At 61.7% G+C, this 16324-nt stretch carries 11 protein-coding genes and 1 pseudogene; 6 read left to right on the forward strand and 6 right to left on the reverse strand.

Annotated elements, in window-relative coordinates:
* Positions 1-2201, reverse strand: a 2201-nt coding sequence (locus DDF70_RS30595; RefSeq protein WP_114948441.1) for a PAS domain S-box protein, incomplete at its 3' end; no start/stop codon positions are given.
* 862 nt (positions 2202-3063) lie between these two features.
* On the opposite strand from DDF70_RS30595, the gene DDF70_RS30600 reads away from it, so the two are divergent.
* Both DDF70_RS30600 and DDF70_RS38415 read left to right on the forward strand, forming a co-directional pair.
* Positions 3064-4059: a phasin family protein gene (locus tag DDF70_RS30600; protein ID WP_114948442.1), complete on the forward strand. Its 996-nt coding sequence runs from the start codon at positions 3064-3066 to the stop codon at positions 4057-4059.
* Between the two features lie 182 nt (positions 4060-4241).
* Positions 4242-4853: a hypothetical protein gene (locus DDF70_RS38415; RefSeq protein ID WP_245435704.1), complete on the forward strand. Its 612-nt coding sequence runs from the start codon at positions 4242-4244 to the stop codon at positions 4851-4853.
* Between the two features lie 266 nt (positions 4854-5119).
* Here DDF70_RS38415 and DDF70_RS30610 read toward each other — a convergent pair whose 3' ends face one another.
* From DDF70_RS30610 to DDF70_RS30630, 5 genes are all read right to left on the reverse strand, one after another.
* Positions 5120-5899, reverse strand: coding sequence for an SDR family oxidoreductase (locus DDF70_RS30610; protein WP_114948443.1), 780 nt, complete (start codon positions 5897-5899; stop codon positions 5120-5122).
* Positions 5900-6046: 147 nt separating this feature from the next.
* A complete protein-coding gene (locus DDF70_RS30615) occupies positions 6047-7282 on the reverse strand; it encodes a Gfo/Idh/MocA family protein (RefSeq protein WP_114948444.1) in 1236 nt (411 codons plus the stop codon).
* 46 nt (positions 7283-7328) lie between these two features.
* A complete protein-coding gene (locus DDF70_RS30620) occupies positions 7329-8963 on the reverse strand; it encodes an ABC transporter ATP-binding protein (protein WP_114948445.1) in 1635 nt (544 codons plus the stop codon).
* A 31-nt stretch (positions 8964-8994) separates the two neighbouring features.
* Positions 8995-10605: a gamma-glutamyltransferase gene (gene ggt, locus DDF70_RS30625; protein ID WP_245435705.1), complete on the reverse strand. Its 1611-nt coding sequence runs from the start codon at positions 10603-10605 to the stop codon at positions 8995-8997.
* Between the two features lie 85 nt (positions 10606-10690).
* Positions 10691-11908: an ROK family transcriptional regulator gene (locus DDF70_RS30630; RefSeq protein ID WP_114948446.1), complete on the reverse strand. Its 1218-nt coding sequence runs from the start codon at positions 11906-11908 to the stop codon at positions 10691-10693.
* A gap of 212 nt (positions 11909-12120) precedes the next feature.
* Between DDF70_RS30630 and DDF70_RS30635 the strand changes: the two genes are divergently transcribed.
* The 4 genes and pseudogenes from DDF70_RS30635 to DDF70_RS30650 form a co-directional block, all read left to right on the forward strand.
* Positions 12121-13632, forward strand: a complete 1512-nt coding sequence (locus tag DDF70_RS30635) for an ABC transporter substrate-binding protein (RefSeq protein ID WP_114948447.1) — start codon at positions 12121-12123, stop codon at positions 13630-13632.
* A 64-nt stretch (positions 13633-13696) separates the two neighbouring features.
* Positions 13697-14638: an ABC transporter permease gene (locus DDF70_RS30640; RefSeq protein ID WP_114948448.1), complete on the forward strand. Its 942-nt coding sequence runs from the start codon at positions 13697-13699 to the stop codon at positions 14636-14638.
* Positions 14635-15513: an ABC transporter permease gene (locus tag DDF70_RS30645; protein WP_114948449.1), complete on the forward strand. Its 879-nt coding sequence runs from the start codon at positions 14635-14637 to the stop codon at positions 15511-15513. The genes DDF70_RS30640 and DDF70_RS30645 overlap by 4 nt, the downstream gene beginning before the upstream one ends.
* A 247-nt stretch (positions 15514-15760) precedes the next feature.
* Positions 15761-16292 (forward strand): annotated as a pseudogene (locus DDF70_RS30650) (transposase); the annotation flags it as partial.
* Positions 16293-16324 lie beyond the last annotated feature (32 nt).

Consider the following 16324-nt stretch of genomic DNA (forward strand, 5'->3'; position numbering starts at 1 on the left):
AGTTCAGGGATCGTCCTGGCGCCCAGGCGCTGCATGACATGAGCGCGGTGGGTTTCCACCGTGCGCGGGCTGAGGCCGATGGCCCGGCCGATCTGCTTGTTGGTCTGGCCGGCCAGCAGGCCCTCCAGGACCTCGCGCTCGCGGACCGGCATCTCGGCGATGAGCCCGCGGGCCCGGTTGGCCTCCTGGTCGTGCTCGTCGGCCTGGGAAATGTCAGCGGCGGCCGACGCAAGGGCGGTCAGCAGCTCATCCGGAGCATAGGGAACCGGCAGGAAGTCCACCGCGCCGGTCTTCATCACCTGCACCGCAGACTTTACATCGCTCTGGAGCGCGCCCAGCACGATCACCGGCAGGCCGATGCGCCGGGCCTTGAGCTCCCGCGGGATGGTCAGGCCACCCGCCTCGGGCTGACGCATGTCGAGCACCACGCAGCCGGCCGCGAGCGCCGGGGCCGCCTCCAGGAACGCCTTGCCGGACGGGAAGGCTCTCACGTCATAGCCGGCGTCGCGCAGCCCTCGCGTCAGATCCTGACGCGAGGGCTCGTCGGCATCGACCACATAGACGAAGCGCCCGTCATGGCGGGTGATGTCCTGGGCAACGCCGCCGGCGCGGCGGATCCGGCCCTGCGCGTCACGCATGGGGAAGAAGGTATCGCGGATCCAGCGCACCACCCCATCAGAACGGACGATGCGGAACTCTTCCGTGAAGGCCTCGCCCAGTCTGACCCGGTCAAGCGCATCGAACACCCGCTGCCGGTCATCCGGATGGAGGAAGCGGCTCCACCGGCTGGGATCGCCGAGCGTGGTTGCGATTGTTTCGCCCCAGATGGCCTCAAAGGCGGGGCTCAGGTATTCGAGGTTCATCGTCGCAAGGTCGAGGATCCAAAGGGTGCTGTTGGAGTTCTCGGCGAACTGCCGGAAGCGCTCCTCACTCTCACGCAGGGCGGCTTCGGCCCGCTTGCGCTCGGTGATCTCGAGCGCGACCCCGGTGAACCCCACCGGCTGGCCATTTTCGAAGGTGGTCCGGCCCTGGGTGGAGACCCAGCGCTCGACCCCATCGTCAATCCCGATGACGCGGTAGTCGATGTGGTAGACCCCGTCACCTGTGGGGTCGACACAATGGGCAAGCGCGGCATCGACCTGAGCGCGATCCTCGGGATGAATGCCAGATAGCCACACCTCGTGGTCGACAGAAGCATCAGGCGGCAGCCCCCACATGGCCTTGAGCCGGGCATCCCAGCCCAGGGCTCCCGTGGCCGGATCCCAGGTGTAGGGCGACAGACCGACGAGATCGACGGCGGCCTGGAGCCGGGTCTCGCTCGCCTGTAGGGCAGTCTCCGCCTGCTTGCGGGCGGTGATGTCGAGGCAGTATTCCGCAGTCGTTCCATCGCCGAGATCGCGCCCGGCGAACAGCATCCATCGGCGTGATCCGTCCTTGAGGATGTATTCCTTCTCGTAGGGGCCAATCCGTCCCGTGGCGGCGAGCTTCTGCAGTTGCTCTTCGCTGATCCCCACCCATTCCGCGGGGGTCAGTCGGCGCCAGGTCAGTTCGCGCCGCCCCACCTCGGCGCGGGTATAGCCCGTCATGTTCAGGAAGACATCGTTGGCGTCGACGAGCGTGCCGGAATGGTCAAAGAAGATCATGCCAACCGCATCGGTCTCGATGACCCGTTGCAGGCGCTGCTCGCTCGCCCGCAGCGCCTGCTCTGACTGGTCTCGCTCCACCGCAGCCTTGACCCGCCCTGTCGTTTCGAACGCTATGACGAGTGCGCCGCCGACCGCGCCTTTCTCATCGAGGACCGGGATGAGATAGTTGTCGAACCAGGCGGCTTCCGGAACGCCCTGCCTGTTCAAGATCCATTGGCTGTTTTCCAGGACCACCGTCTCGCCCGCGAACACACGCTCGTAGAGCGGCCCGGCGACCTCCCAGACCTCGTGCCAGCACTCAGCCGCTGGCTGGCCCAGGCCGGCAGGATGCTTCAGCCCCATGAGCGGCGCATAGGCATCGTTGTAGATCTGGATGAGCTCTGGCCCCCACAACAGGTTCATCGGGAGCGGCGCCGCCAGAACCAGATTGACGAGGCTCTTCAGGCTTTGGGGCCAGGTTGCGATGGGACCGAGAGACGTGGAAGTCCAATCGTGGTGTCGCACGCGTGCGCCCATGATGCCGCCATTGGGCAGAGGCTCGACCGTGCTTTCCATGCTGCTTTCCAAGCGTGTCGCTACGAGCGGACGCGGAGATACTGAGGCAGCCTACAAGGACTAAAACGATCCCTTAATCAAAGTTCCGGATAGAGTTGCTGAATGGCCCTCTCCTGACGCCAGCGGAGCAGGTCACCCATCTTGTCGGGCTTGACGCGAAACGTCGTCAGCCGTGCGTACATGGGGACCTCCTCAGGGAGGTTGATGTGACTGGCATCAGGCCAGCGCTGCCCTGAACGCGACGCGACGAGTCTAAACCCTTCCGGCCAGGGTGGATAATGGAAAGCGTCCCATGCCAAGCTCTGGCTATGACGGCAGCATGCCGCGCTCTCTCCAGGCATACGCCCCAACCACGGAATGGTCCGCAGTGGGTCAGGCAATGAAGTCCATTCACTTTTCGGAATGTCTAGTTACGTGAGGATTGCTGCCCTCGGCGTAGCGTCTCAAGTGTGCCAAACACGATCTCTAAGCCTGATTGTGTAAAGGTCCGCCTCGCTCTCCTCTTTTCCAACTCGCTGAGGCCAACCTCGTGCCGAGAGACTGGGTTCCCTGCGACCCGCGATCCTTGACCTGCGGCGGGCGGCCCTTACTGCCACATATCAGAATCCCTTGAGAGCGAGGCCTTCGCACGCGACCGAGCCGACTACCCTGCATGGATTCGAGCCTGCGATCTCTCGTCCCTCCGCCGCATCGGGACATCCCTGAGGAGGAACCCGCTCGCCCGTGCACGGGTTTGACGCTAACCCATGTTAATCGCGCTAGGCTATGTTCGGCCCGGCATTACGGGTTTCCAGTTCCAGTTTTCGAGTTTCCCGTGGCATCGGCGCCATGCGCCGAGCCTTTCGGCTTTGGCGAGGGGACGATGGCAACCAACGGACCATACAGCAAAGCGCCACCGGACAAGGCGAACAAACTTTTCGAGAAGCTGCTCGCCACGTCCGACGGAGCGGTGAAGACCCGCGAGAGGCTCGTCCAAGACCTCAAGGAGGAGTTGGAACTGCTCGCGAGGCTTCAGGAAGAGCACCTCTTCTCTGTGCTGAGACGGCACGGAATGCTCGACCTTCTGCGCGATGCCACCAAGGATAACGAGGACACGGCCACGCAGCTCGCGGAGCTGGAGGGCATGCCGAAGAACAGCAGCGAATTCCTCGGCCAGGTGGCCGAGCTGAGGAAGACCTTCCAGCAGCACCTCCGGGACGACCGGAAGGAACTGCTCCCCGCCGTTCTCCAGGTCCTGAGCGACGAGGAGGCCCAAGCCGTAGCCGAGAAAGTGGAGGAAGACATGGCCAGCATCGACGAAACCAGGCGCGCCGACGCCCGCCGCTCGCGCGAGCAGGCCGAGACCGTGCAGCGGGTGACGGAGGACGTCGCGGAGACCCTCCGGGCCGGCGTGGAAGGCGCGCAGACCATGGCTCGTGCCATGCAGAAGGCCATGGAGAGTGGCCTTGAGGCTATCACGAACCTGACCCGGCGCTCGACCGGCCAGGCGATGCAGGTTCTCGGCCGGTCCGGCGGCGATGCTCAAGGACTGACGGAGGAGGCCTCGCACAACCTGCGGGCGGTCGCCCATTCCGGCACAGCCTTGGCCCGTGGCTTTCAGGACGTCTCCCGCGAGGTGCTCGAGCGGAGCCAGCGGCGGCTGCAACGCAATCTTGAAGCCCTGAATGCTCTCGCCCACTGCCGCTCGATGACGGACCTCATCGAGGTGCAGGCCTCGCTCCTGCGTGACAACCTGGAGCTGACGATGGAGAACAACCGTCGCATCGCCGAACTCACGATCCAGATCACCGACGAGGTCACCCGCACGGTGACGGTCCAGGCCAAGAAGACGGCTGAGCAGGTCCGCCAGGTGGCCTGATCGCGTCGTGATCCTGACAGTGGAAAGCCCGCCGCCCAATGCCGCAGGCTTTTTGCAGTTATAAGCGGCCCCGGAGGGGCGAAGACGTCCTGGCCGGGACATGAGGACGGTCCCTCAGGAAAATACCGCGATCGACAGACCGTGGACTGACCGACGTCAGTGGAGCGACGGAGACACAAGCTGTGGCGCGTACGTCCGACAATGAGACCGGGCGGGCCTCCCTGCCCCCAGACATCCAGCGTGCTCTCGTCCAGCTTGACGAGCGCGTACACGCCTGGAACGAGGCCGACACGGCGCACGACCTCGACACCCGTGAACGGCTCACGGAAGAGATCGATGCGCGGGCCGAGACGCTTTTCCTGGCTGTGCTGCGGCGCTTCGGGTCTGAGGCGGTCCGGGAGCACTTCGGCGATGATGCGCCACGGCTCGCTGGTCAGGGTTTGGTGGACAACGGCCCTTTCCCAACTGCCCTCACGCAGGTGGGCGAGGCCGCAACGGTTGCACAGGATATCGCCTGGACGGAGAAGCGTCCGAGCCTGCAACGGGTCATGGTCGATACAAGCAGCCGGGATGAGGAAGGCTTCCTCGTGTGCGTGGAGGGCCGTCTCGTTGCTGTGCTGGTCCGCCTGGACGGGGAGGAGCACGCGGAACCGGAATTGGAAAGAAAGTGGTTCCTGGAGGCGGGGTTCGGCCCGTGCGCCAGCGGAGGGCCGCGATCATTGGTGTTTGAGTCGCTGGGTGAAGCGCAGCGATGGGCGCACACACGGGTAACTTCCGCGGCGCGAAGACGCTGATCCAGTGGGTGTGCCGTGCCGGGGAATGCCGTCATCCGGCAGCTCCCTTATGGCATTCAGGAAGGTCGGTTTCGGGTCAAAATTTCACGTTCCGGTCGCTTAACGAACGTCGGCACTTCAGTGCCGAAGCGGACCAAACGCGTACGTCTCAGGAGTGCCAGGAACGGACTTTCGCTTCAGCAGGTGCCTGCAAGATTGCTTCATCCTGTTCCTTCTTGCTGAACCCTGCGTACTCACGCTTCTTTCAGTTTCCGCCCTCAGTTCCGTCAGGGCTTGATCCTGAAATCGTGGCCTTCGGGTAGAGTCTGCCCGCCGTCCACGACAATCGTCGTGCCGGTGATATACGCTGCCTCATCAGAGGCGAGGAACAGGACCGTGTGAGCGATGTCGCGCGGCGCTCCCAGGCGTCCAAGAGGCACGGCTTGCTCCATCATTCGGATAAATTCAGGGCTCCGGCTCGCCTGCATGCCCTCCGTCAGGATATTGCCAGGTTCGACGCCATTGACCGTGATGCCGTCGCCGGAAAACTCTAGGGCGGCGGACTTGATGAACCCATTGATCCCGGCCTTTGTGGCCGAGTAGTGACCATGGCCAGGACTGGTCACGCGCGGACCGGTGATGGACGAGGTGAAGACCATTCTTCCATACCCGTTTCTGCGCATGGGACCCAGCGCGGCTTTCGCCGCAAGGAACGTCCCCTTCAGATTGACCGCCATCACCCTGTCCCACTCCGCAGGGTCGGTGTCCTCAATCAAGGTCCAGGGATAGATACCGGCATTCTGGACCAAGATATCCAGTTTCCCGAACGCATCCTGCGCCGTTCCCATGATCCGCTCGGCATCGGCGGCCTGAGAGATGTCGGTCTTCACGAATCGGGCTCTTGTTTCGCCGCCGAGGCGCGTCACCGTTGCCTGCGCCGCCTCGACTTCGGTATCGCCGATGACGATGCTCGCCCCTTCCTCGACGAAGCGCTCGGCGATAGCGGCGCCAATGCCCCGCGCAGCTCCAATCAGGACGGCGACCTGTCCTTCCAGTCTTCCCGCCATTTTTCGAATCCTCTTTGTTGAATTAGTACAGAACGCGACGTTCGAACCGTATGGGTGTGCGAGCCCAGAGTCCGTTGGAACAGTTGCATCCAGACTTACGCCCAGCCGGGATGCCTTCATTCGTCAATCAAGTTCTCTCTGATTTGATCAGGTCGGCCGTGCGACCTGCGGAACATAGGTCTCCAGATGCGGATCCGGGAAGGCTACAGTCTGCCCAAGTTCCGCAGAGCGATAGAGCCCCATCAACATCTCCATGACCCCAACGCCGTCCGCGAAGGTTTCGGCGGGCATCGCCCCCTTTCTGAACGCCTCCGCCATATGCCGGTTCTCGTCGGTATAGCCGTATATCCCAGCCTCATCCTCGATCACCGGCATCAAGCCCTGCTCTGCATTTTGCTTCTCCACCAGATCTTCGCCTTCAGAGCCAGCAATGTGTCTCGACAGGAAGATCTTGAGACCTGCAGATAGTGAGGAAAACTCCATCGAGTATTCTGGACCGAGAAGCTCCAGTTGGATCCGGAGGCCGGCGCCGACATAAGCCCAAGACGTGGTTGCTTCGATCAAAAGCTGCTCCCCATCTTGACTCTCTAGAGTGATAATCCCGCGGGCGAAGTCCTCGACCGGCCGGCGGGTGAAATCGATTCCCATCCGGCTCTTCAGATCCGCCGCATAGCGTGGTTGAGTCCATTTGAGTGTCGCTGTTGTCGCACTGGCGCTGACCAGCTTCAGGCTTGCACGGGGCTTCCCCGGCTCCGTCAGCAGGAAACGTGCCACCTCGACAGAGTGGCACATCATGTCGGACAGCACGCCGCCGCCCTGGCGCTCACCCTGCCAAAACCACGGCTCGTGCGGCCCTGAATGCTCTTCGGCCGCCCGGGCCAGATAGGGACGTCCCCCGCTGGGAACGGCCCGGCGCCATATGATCTCCTTTCCGCGCAGAACTGCCGTGGAGAAGAGTTGATTTTCCAGGTATCCATGCAGCAGCCCGGCATCATTGGCCAGATTCAGCATCTCTCGCGCCTCGGCGAGCGTTCGCGCCAAGGGTTTCTCGCAGGCGACAGCGCGGATCGGAGCGCCTGCCTTCTTGAGGCGGTGAATCTCACGCATGATGTCGATGCGCGTGTCATTGGGCGTCATGATCCATAGGGCGTCGACCTCGCCCGACATGGCCATTGCCTCCAAGCTCCCGTATGGCTTGGCTGGACCGAGACCTAACGCGTTCGCCCTCTCGGCGATGCGGCGACGCCTCTCGTCAGAGCGGCTGTAGACCCCCGTGACCTGCAGGTTGCGTACGCCGATCATCGACTGAAGGTGGAACGCAGCGATAAAGCCGGTTCCGACGAGGCCGACTCGGAGCGTGTCGAGTATAGCTGGCTCTGACATGATATTTCCCCCTTCGTGATCCAATGAACAGTCTCGCCCATGTTGACTATGCTACCGGCGCAGTCCCCCTCAGCGACTGACCGGGAACGGATGCGAGCAAGGCCTGCGTATAGGGATGCTCCGGATGGAGCAGCAGTTCTGCAGTCGGCTTGACCTCAATGATCTCGCCTTGGCGCATGACCGCAATGCGGTCGCAGATCTGTGCGGCTACGTTGAGGTCGTGGGTGATGAACAGCATCGCGAGCTTGAGGCGACCTTTGAGTTCTTCCAAAAGCTTCAGAATCTGCGCCTGAACAGAAACATCGAGCGCCGAGACAGCCTCGTCAGCCACCAGCAGATCGGGTTCGAGCGCTAGTGCGCGGGCGATGCCGATGCGCTGGCGTTGCCCTCCGGAAAACTCGTGCGGGTAGCGATCAATCGCGCGTGGGTCGAGACCGACAAGGGCCAGAAGCTCACGCGCCTTAGCCATGGCCTCCTGCATCGGCACACCATGGGCGACAGGGCCGTCCGCAATGATCCGACCGACCCGGCGGCGAGGATTAAGCGACGCGAACGGATCCTGGAATACCATCTGGATATGCCGTCGAGCGGCACGGAGCCTTGATCCGGACAGCGTTGATAGATCAATCTCTCCGAGACGAATGGTCCCGGCATCGGGATCGAGCAGGCGCACGACGAGACGGCCGATCGTGCTCTTTCCAGAGCCTGACTCGCCGACCAAACCCAGCGTCTCGCCTCGTCTTATCTCGAAACTGACATTCTTGGCAGCACTAACCTCCCGCGAACGCATGAGAATGCCCCTGCCTTTGTAGGTCTTGCGGAGGCCAACCACTGCACAAGCCAGAGGCGCTCCCTCCACTGACGGGCGTTTCGGAGGTGTTAGCGTGGGAACCGCCGCCAAGAGGCTCTGAGTGTAGCGGTGTTGAGGCCGTTGGAGCACGGCTTCAGCCGTTCCCTGCTCGACAACAATCCCTCTCTCCAGAACCGCGACCCTATCTGCAATCTCGGCGACGACACCGAAGTCGTGAGTGATGAACATCACCGCCATGCCACGACGCTGCTGCAAATCACGGATCAGCTTCAGGATCTGTGCCTGAGTGGTCACGTCTAGAGCGGTTGTCGGCTCGTCGGCGACCAAGATGGATGGCTCCAGCGCGAGGGCCATGGCGATCATGGCGCGCTGACGCTGCCCGCCGGATAATTGATGAGGATAGGACTTTACGATCTGCTCCGGGTCCGGAAGGCCAACCTCTCGGGCGAGCTCGATTGTACGAGCGCGACGTTCGGCGGGCGTGAGGAGATCGTGCGCCTCGAAGGTCTCCGCAATCTGGTCTCCAATCGAGATGACTGGGTTTAGAGCCGTCATGGGCTCTTGAAAGATCATGGCTATGCGCCGACCGCGGAGTTCGCGCCAGTCTTCGTTCGAAAGGGTCAGAAGGTCCCGCCCTTCGAACAGAACCCGCCCCGCCGTCGGCTTGACCACATTAGGTAGCAGACCGAGGAGTGCGGAAGCACACATGGACTTGCCAGAGCCTGACTCTCCAACCACGCAGAGGATCTCGCCGGCACGCAACTCAAGCGAAACATCCTTGAGGGCAAAGGGCCTATCGGCGGCCGATGGCAGCGCGAGGGTGAGATTTTCAATGGCGAGAACGGCCCTAGATCCTGATTGCGTGCTCATCGAAACCTTCTCACCTGTGAGACATGCACTCTTAGAAGCCCAGCGCAATGCCATCCTTGCGATGATCCGACGCCCCGTACATCACGCCGTTTTCATGATCGATCCAGATGGCCTGGCATCCGCCAAGCGGCTCGTCGGCCCAGACGATATTGTGGCCTCGCCTCGCCAAGTCCTCGGCCGTGTCCCGGGAAATGGTTGGTTCGAGCGAGAGCGTGCCGCCGAAGGCGAAGCTACGCGGCGCGTCGGATGCCTGCTGCACGTTGAGGCCGCGGTCAATCAGTTGGGACAGAATATGCACGTGGCCCGTTGCCTGGTACTGCCCGCCCATGACGCCGAATGGCATGACCGGTCGGCCGTTCCTGGCCAGGAGCCCGGGGATAATCGTGTGGAACGGTCGTTTGCCCGGAGCGATGGCGTTGGGATGCCCCTTGGCGATACGGAAACCTGCGCCACGGTTCTGCAGGAGAACGCCGGAGCGAGGCGCGTAGATACCGCTCCCGAAAGCGTGGAAGATAGAGTTGATGAACGAGACTGCATTGCCATCACGATCCACGACGGCAATGTAGACCGTATCCCGGTGCTCGGGCAGATCCCAGACAGCAGGATCGAGAGCCCGGTCCATCGTGATCGGCCTGCGCAAGGCCGCAATCGAGGCATCTGACAGGAGCGCGGCAGCATCGAGCGGCGCATAGGCAGGATCGGCGACGAGTGCGTCGCGCAGCCGATAGGCGGCCTTGGTGGCCTCTGCGAGCAGATGAATGCGGTCAGCCTCGCTCAGGTCCCTGTCCGCCAGATCCAAGCCCTCCAGAATCCGAGCAATCAGGAGGGCCGCGATCCCTTGGCCGTTGGGCGGGCATTCGTAAAGGGTGTAGCCCCGATAGGAGGTGGAGAGGGGCTCCGCATAATCGGACGAGGAGCGGGCGAAGTCGTCAATCTCATGAAGGCCACCCAATCCCTTGAGAACAGCCGTGATCTCCTCGGCGACCTCGCCCTCATAAAAGGCCTTGCGCCCTTCCCGCGCTATGCGGCGCAGAGTTGCGCCCAGAGCCGGATGCGTCAGCCGGGCACCGACGCTAGGTGCCGTGCCGCCCGGCAGGTAGACCGCTGTTCCAGTGCCGTGCCTTGCGATCCTGTCGGCATAGCGCGCCCAATCGAGAGCCGCACGCGGCGTGACGACAAACCCCTCCTCCGCAGCGCGAATGGCGGGCGCCAGAATCTCGTCGAGACCCTTGGTGCCGTAGTCGGCCGCGAGACGGCACCATGCATCAATCGCGCCGGGTACCGTGACCGCGTGAGCGGAGTCGTCGGGGATTGCCGTCATCCCCTGCGACAGAAACCAGTCGAGCTCGGAGCGGCGAGGAGCCCGGCCGGAGCCATTGATGCTGATCGGTCGGCCCGAAGCCGGTGCGGAGAGCGCGAAGCAATCGCCGCCGATACCCGTCATGTGCGGATCGACAACGCCTTGGATCGCGGCGGCAGCAATTGCGGCATCGATGGCATTGCCTCCTGCTCGGAGGATATCGACGCCCGCAATCGTCGCGGCTGGATGCGACGTGGCGACCATACCCCGGTCGCTGACGGCAACCGAGCGTCCCGGCACCATGAAATCTCGCAGAGCTTGCATCTGATCTACCGCTTTCATTTTGGCGCCCTCCGGCATTCGCCGGATCCCATAATAGGTGTTCTGAGTCTCTCGTCTCGCTTCGTCCCGATCCGCTTTCTACCGGTCATGCCGCAACATCCCGGTCGGGGGCCTGGCGCATAAGAGGACCGGATGCAGGCTCGCCTGGCAGACCGATGCCGAAAAGCGACCTGTGCAGATGAGTGAGTGCGGTCCCGATGGCACCGACCAGCGCCGCCCGGCTTCCGAGTGAACTGATTTCAATCGGGACGGGATTGGCCATGCAGCGTGAAAGGTGCTGTTCGAGTGCCACCTTCAACTCAGGCCGGACGCCGATGCTGCCGCCCATGATGATCAGCGCGGGGTCGATGATGCTATGAATCGCAACGATAGCAGTCGCGATAGTGCGCGCGACTTCGCCGATCGTGGCTCGGGCCGCTTCGTCCTCTTCCAGATGATCGAAGATGTCGCGCACGGTCGCGCCGGATGCCCCGCCAAGCCCAATGTAGCGCTGAACGATGGCGGCGCTGCCTGTCGCCATCTCCAGCGTGCCCACCAGATGATTACGTGAATCGAAGGGATCCCCGCCGACCGGGAGATACGCGATTTCACCGGCCCCCCCCCGCGCTCCTCGGATCAGCCGGCCGTCAGCGACAATGCCCATCCCGATCCCCGTGCCAACGGCAATGAATGCAAAGGTGTGTACCGAGCGATGGTTGCCCTGCCATTGCTCGCCTATTGCTGCAAGGTTTACATCATTCTCGATGTTCACATCGAAGCCCAAGTGCTGCTTCAGCAGCACCGGAACATCGATGACATCGAGACCTGGGATGTTGGGCGCAATCGTGATGCCACCCGAGCGCGGATCAATGACTCCTGGGCTGCCTATGGCGCCTCCCCGGATGCGGTGCCGTGGAACGCCAGCCTGTTTCGCGAGACCTTCCGTCAACAATCCGATCTGCTCGATGACCTTCAATCCTCCGCGCTGATCCGTCGGTTCGGCCACCTCAGCAACGACCGTTCCAGCGAGATCCGCGAGAGCGAGATGGACCTTGGTCCCGCCAAGATCGACTCCGAGCACGAAAGCAGCATCTGGACAGATCTCGTAGGTCACAGCCTTGCGACCGACCGCGCCCTGCACTTGGCCCTGCTCGCGAACCCAACCGTCCTTTTCCAGATCCCGGATGACATCGGATATCGTTTGCTTTGAGAGGCCGGTCATGCGCGACAGTTCGGCCCGTGAAATCGGCCCTGCCTTCAGCACAGTTTCGACGACCGCACGGGCCGACAATTGCCGCACAACTGGATTGGGCTGTTCGTCCATCGACGCTCCGCTTTCGTCAAGTAGATGAACTAATAACAATCCAAATCGGCCGTCAAGCGCCTCCAAATCGCTCAAAGCCAGTTTGCATGGACTAGGAATCGTTACTTCCGGAAGATCTAGAGAGAGTTTCGTTCGGTATCTTTACAAATGAAGGACACCGTGATTGCTTTATGAAATAGCGGGGAAACCGCAGAAAAACAGAGGGAGCTTAGATGAGACTGACACATTCAGCGCTCTTGGCTGCATCGGCCCTGACGCTCTTTTTGGGCGCCGCCCAGGCGGCAACATTGCGAGTCGGCATCCAGGACGATCCGGATGCTCTAGATCCGGCGACCAGCGGCACCTACACTGGCCGGTTTGTCTTCGCCTCTCTGTGCGACAAGCTTGTCGACATATCGCCGGATCTCAAGATCGCTCCGCAGCTCGCGGAGAGCTGGGAATGGGACAAGGACGGCAAGGGGATTACCTTCACCCTGCGCAAAAACGTCAAGTTCCATGACGGAACTTCCGTCGACGCAGAGGCGGTGAAGTTCAATATCGAGCGCATGAAGACCATGCCTGACTCCAAGAGGAAGGCGGAACTTGCTCCTGTTTCCGGAGTGGAGGCACTTGCAGCCGACAAGGTCCACTTCACCTTGTCCGAACCGTTCGTCCCACTACTCGCCAATCTCAGCGACCGGGCCGGCATGATGGTTTCACCGAAGGCTGCGAAGGAGAAAGGTGCGGATTTCGGCGCGGCTCCCGTCTGTGCCGGACCCTATGAGTTCGTCGAGCGCAAGTCCCGCGATCTCATCCGAGTCAAGAAATTCGCCGATTACTGGAATGCCAGCCAGATCGGCTACGATGAGGTGGTCTACAACTACATTGGCGACTCGACCGTGCGCCTATCGCGCGTTCGCGCAGGCGATCTAGACATTGCCGAGCGCATTGCCCCGACTGATCTGAAGACCGTGCGCGAGGACAGCAACCTGGCGCTGCACTCCGCGCCTGGGCTCGCGGTTTCACATTTCATGGTCAACGTCGGCAACGGCACCAAGGCGGATACGCCACTTGGCCGCGATGCCAAGCTGCGTCAGGCTTTCGAACTCTCCATCGATCGTAACGTGATCAATCGCGTTGCATTCAACGGTGAATTCCTAGCCGACAACCAGATGATCCCGCCATCGAGCCCGTTCTACAGCAAGGCTCACCCGGCGCCGGCGCGCGACGTCAAAAAAGCCAAGGAGCTGATAGCAGCGGCCGGACAGACGAAAGTTCCGATTGAGTTGACCTATGAGAACTCTCTCGCTGACAGCCGAGTGGCCCAGATCATTCAGTCGATGGCGGCCGAGGCAGGCTTCGAGGTAAAGCTCCTGCCCTTGGAGACCACATCGGCGATCGAGCGCTACCTCAACGGGAACTTCGAGGCCTATATCGGCAACTGGAGCGGGCGTGCAGATCCGGATCCCACGCTGGTCGCTTTCTTCGGGTGCTCAGGGGCTCAGAATGTCAACAAGTACTGCAACAAGGAACTCGATGCTGTTCTGATCCAGGCTCGCGCCGAGTCAGACGAAGCTAAGCGCAAGGCACTCTATGAAAAGGCGACGGGTATTTATCTGACAGACCTTCCGTCGATCCCGCTCTACCACCCGAACTGGTTCTTCGCAGCGCGCAAGGCCGTCACGGGGGTCAAGATCTATCCTGATGGTCTGCTGCGGCTGACGGGACTGAAGCCCGGAGCCTGATAATGAGGTGGCGCCGTCCGCATGACGGCGCCATTTCCATTGACGAAGTGATCGGCGACTTAAGATGATGGGCTTACTCTGGCGTCGGCTTGCTGTCGCGTTACCGACGCTACTCCTGGTCTCGATGATGGTCTTCGGCCTGCAGAAGCTTCTGCCAGGGGACCCTGCCCTCGCACTCGCGGGCGAGGAACGAAACCCGGAGGTGATCGAATACCTACGTGAAAAGTACCGCTTCAACGATCCGGTGCCCGTGCAATACGCCCACTGGCTCGGGAGTTTGATGCAAGGTGACTTCGGCACGTCGATCCGGACACGCCTGCCGATCGGCCGGATGCTGCAGGAAAAGCTACCCGTCACCATCGAGCTTGCCATTCTCTCGATGTTGGTCGCCATCGCACTCGGAATCCCTATCGGCATCGTTGCCGCGCTCAAACGTGGCACGGCCGTCGACTATGGCGCCAGCGTGCTGGGCCTCGCCGGGCTCTCGATCCCGAATTTCTGGCTCGGGATCATGTTGATCCTGCTGTTTTCGGTCAATCTCGGCTGGCTTCCGGCCGGCGGCTATGTTCCCCCGTCGGAGAGCCTCTGGCTCAACATCAAGTCCATGATCATGCCGAGCCTTGTCCTTGGTACCGGCACGGCGGCGATCCTCATGCGTCATGCTCGAAGCGCAATGCTAGGATCTCTCAAGCAGGACTACATCCGGACAGCACGCGCTAAAGGCGTGAAGGAGCGAGTGATCGTATTGAGGCATGCCCTCCCTAATGCCCTGATCCCGGTCGTGACTCTCGGGACATTGCAGTTCGGCGAGCTTCTCGCTGGTGCAGTTCTGACTGAGCAAGTCTTCAGCATACCTGGTTTTGGTAAAATGATCGTCGATGGCGTGTTCAGCCGCGACTATGCCGTCGTCCAAGCCGTTGTTCTGTGCACGGCTGCCATTTTCGTGCTGATGAGCCTTTTTGCCGACATTGCCTATGTCCTGCTCAACCCGAGGCTGCGAGGATGACGACTGAAGCTGCTGTCGTGTCGGGCTCATCGCCCTCCCAGACAGGTGCCTTGAGCGTATGGAGGCGGTTACGCCGAGAGCCATCTGCGATCATCGGGGCGACCCTCATTGCGATTTTCATCATCCTGGCAATCTTTGCGCCCTGGATTGCGCCTTCCGATCCCAATGCCTCCGACTGGATGGCCATACGCGAGGCTCCGAGCCTGGCCCATCTGTTCGGAACCGATGATCTTGGGCGCGATGTTCTCTCGCGCGTTATTTACGGTGCACGGGCCTCCCTGGCAGCGGGTGTCGTGTCGGTGCTCGTTGCTCTTGTCATCGGCATCCCGCTCGGCCTAGTGGCCGGCTTCTTCGGGGGAGCCGTAGACATGATCATTTCGCGCCTCGCGGATGCCCTCCTCGCCTGTCCGTTTCTTGTGCTAGCGATTGCGCTTGCAGCCTTTCTCGGCCCGAGCCTTGAAAACGCGATGATTGCGATCGGCATCTCAGCAACGCCGATCTTTATCCGCCTGACTCGCGCTCAGACCTTGGTTGTGCGCAGTGAGGAATACATCGCCGCCGCGCTCTCGCTTGGGATCGGCAACTTCAACCTGATCACCCAGCACGTTCTGCCCAATGTCCTCGCTCCAATCATCGTGCAGGCGACTCTCACCATGGCCGTTGCCGTCCTCGCCGAAGCTAGCCTTGCCTTCCTTGGGCTTGGCCAACTTCCCCCAGCTCCATCCTGGGGAAGCATGCTTGACGTTGCCCGCCAATTTTTAAGCGAGGCTCCATGGATGGCTCTCTTTCCTGGCTTAGCCATTATCGCCGTCGTTGTGGGTTTCAACCTCCTTGGGGATGGCTTGAACGATGCACTTAATCCCCGCTCTGAGTAATAATATTCCAACACGACAGGCGTAGCGTAAAAGCAGACGCTTCGTTCGCAACCCTGCGGGCGAAGCCTCGATACCTGCCAAGTGCCGGATCCTTGGCTGCAGCATCGAAGCCCCTCACCAAGCGTATCTTGAAGGCGCGGGGTTAGCACTTCTGCCCGAATGGTATGTCATGGATGAATTGCGCAGCAGAGCACTCATGGTGGTCACCTCATAACCGCAGCGCTCGCTATGTGCCGCCGAAGCAGAAGGTGACGAGGTGCTGGCCTGCGAGGGCAGCGGTGTCCTGCCCTATGTTCCCAAGACGCTGACCTCCGGCAACACCAAGCGCGGTCTCTTCACCGGGCAGGACTTCATCTACGACGCCGAGCAGGACCACTACACCTGCCCGGCGGGCCAGCACCTGACCAAGGGCAAGGTGCGTTCAGATCGCCGGGACAATATCGATCATTACCGGAATCTGACCGCCTGTTCGAGCTGTGCCCTCAAGCCCCGCTGCACGCCGGACACGCACAAGCGGGTAAAAGCGCTGGCAGCATGAGGATGTGCTTGACCGGATGCAGGCTCGGCTGGAGCGGATGCCGGAGGCCATGACGATCAGGCGGCAGACGGTGGAGCATCCGTTCGGGACCATCAAGGCCTGGATGGGCAGCACGCACTTCCTGATGAAGACCTTGGAGAAGGTCAAAACCGAGATGAGCCTGCACGTGCTGGCCTACAACCTGAAGCGGATAATCAGCATCCTCGGTGTCCAGCCGCTGCTGAAGGCTCTCGAAGCCTGACGCCACACGCCCGCCCATGCGCACCATCACGG

Source organism: Microvirga calopogonii, from assembly GCF_003347665.1.
GTDB lineage: Bacteria > Pseudomonadota > Alphaproteobacteria > Rhizobiales > Beijerinckiaceae > Microvirga > Microvirga calopogonii.

What these genes read in the sequence shown, in the direction of transcription:
- DDF70_RS30600 (WP_114948442.1), top strand. Translation starts at nt 3,064, where the DNA reads ATGGCAACCAACGGACCATACAGCAAAGCGCCACCGGACAAGGCGAAC.
- DDF70_RS30610 (WP_114948443.1), bottom strand. Translation starts at nt 5,899, where the DNA reads ATGGCGGGAAGACTGGAAGGACAGGTCGCCGTCCTGATTGGAGCTGCG.
- DDF70_RS30615 (WP_114948444.1), bottom strand. Translation starts at nt 7,282, where the DNA reads ATGTCAGAGCCAGCTATACTCGACACGCTCCGAGTCGGCCTCGTCGGA.
- DDF70_RS30620 (WP_114948445.1), bottom strand. Translation starts at nt 8,963, where the DNA reads ATGAGCACGCAATCAGGATCTAGGGCCGTTCTCGCCATTGAAAATCTC.
- ggt (WP_245435705.1), bottom strand. Translation starts at nt 10,605, where the DNA reads ATGAAAGCGGTAGATCAGATGCAAGCTCTGCGAGATTTCATGGTGCCG.
- DDF70_RS30630 (WP_114948446.1), bottom strand. Translation starts at nt 11,908, where the DNA reads ATGGACGAACAGCCCAATCCAGTTGTGCGGCAATTGTCGGCCCGTGCG.
- DDF70_RS30635 (WP_114948447.1), top strand. Translation starts at nt 12,121, where the DNA reads ATGAGACTGACACATTCAGCGCTCTTGGCTGCATCGGCCCTGACGCTC.
- DDF70_RS30640 (WP_114948448.1), top strand. Translation starts at nt 13,697, where the DNA reads ATGATGGGCTTACTCTGGCGTCGGCTTGCTGTCGCGTTACCGACGCTA.
- DDF70_RS30645 (WP_114948449.1), top strand. Translation starts at nt 14,635, where the DNA reads ATGACGACTGAAGCTGCTGTCGTGTCGGGCTCATCGCCCTCCCAGACA.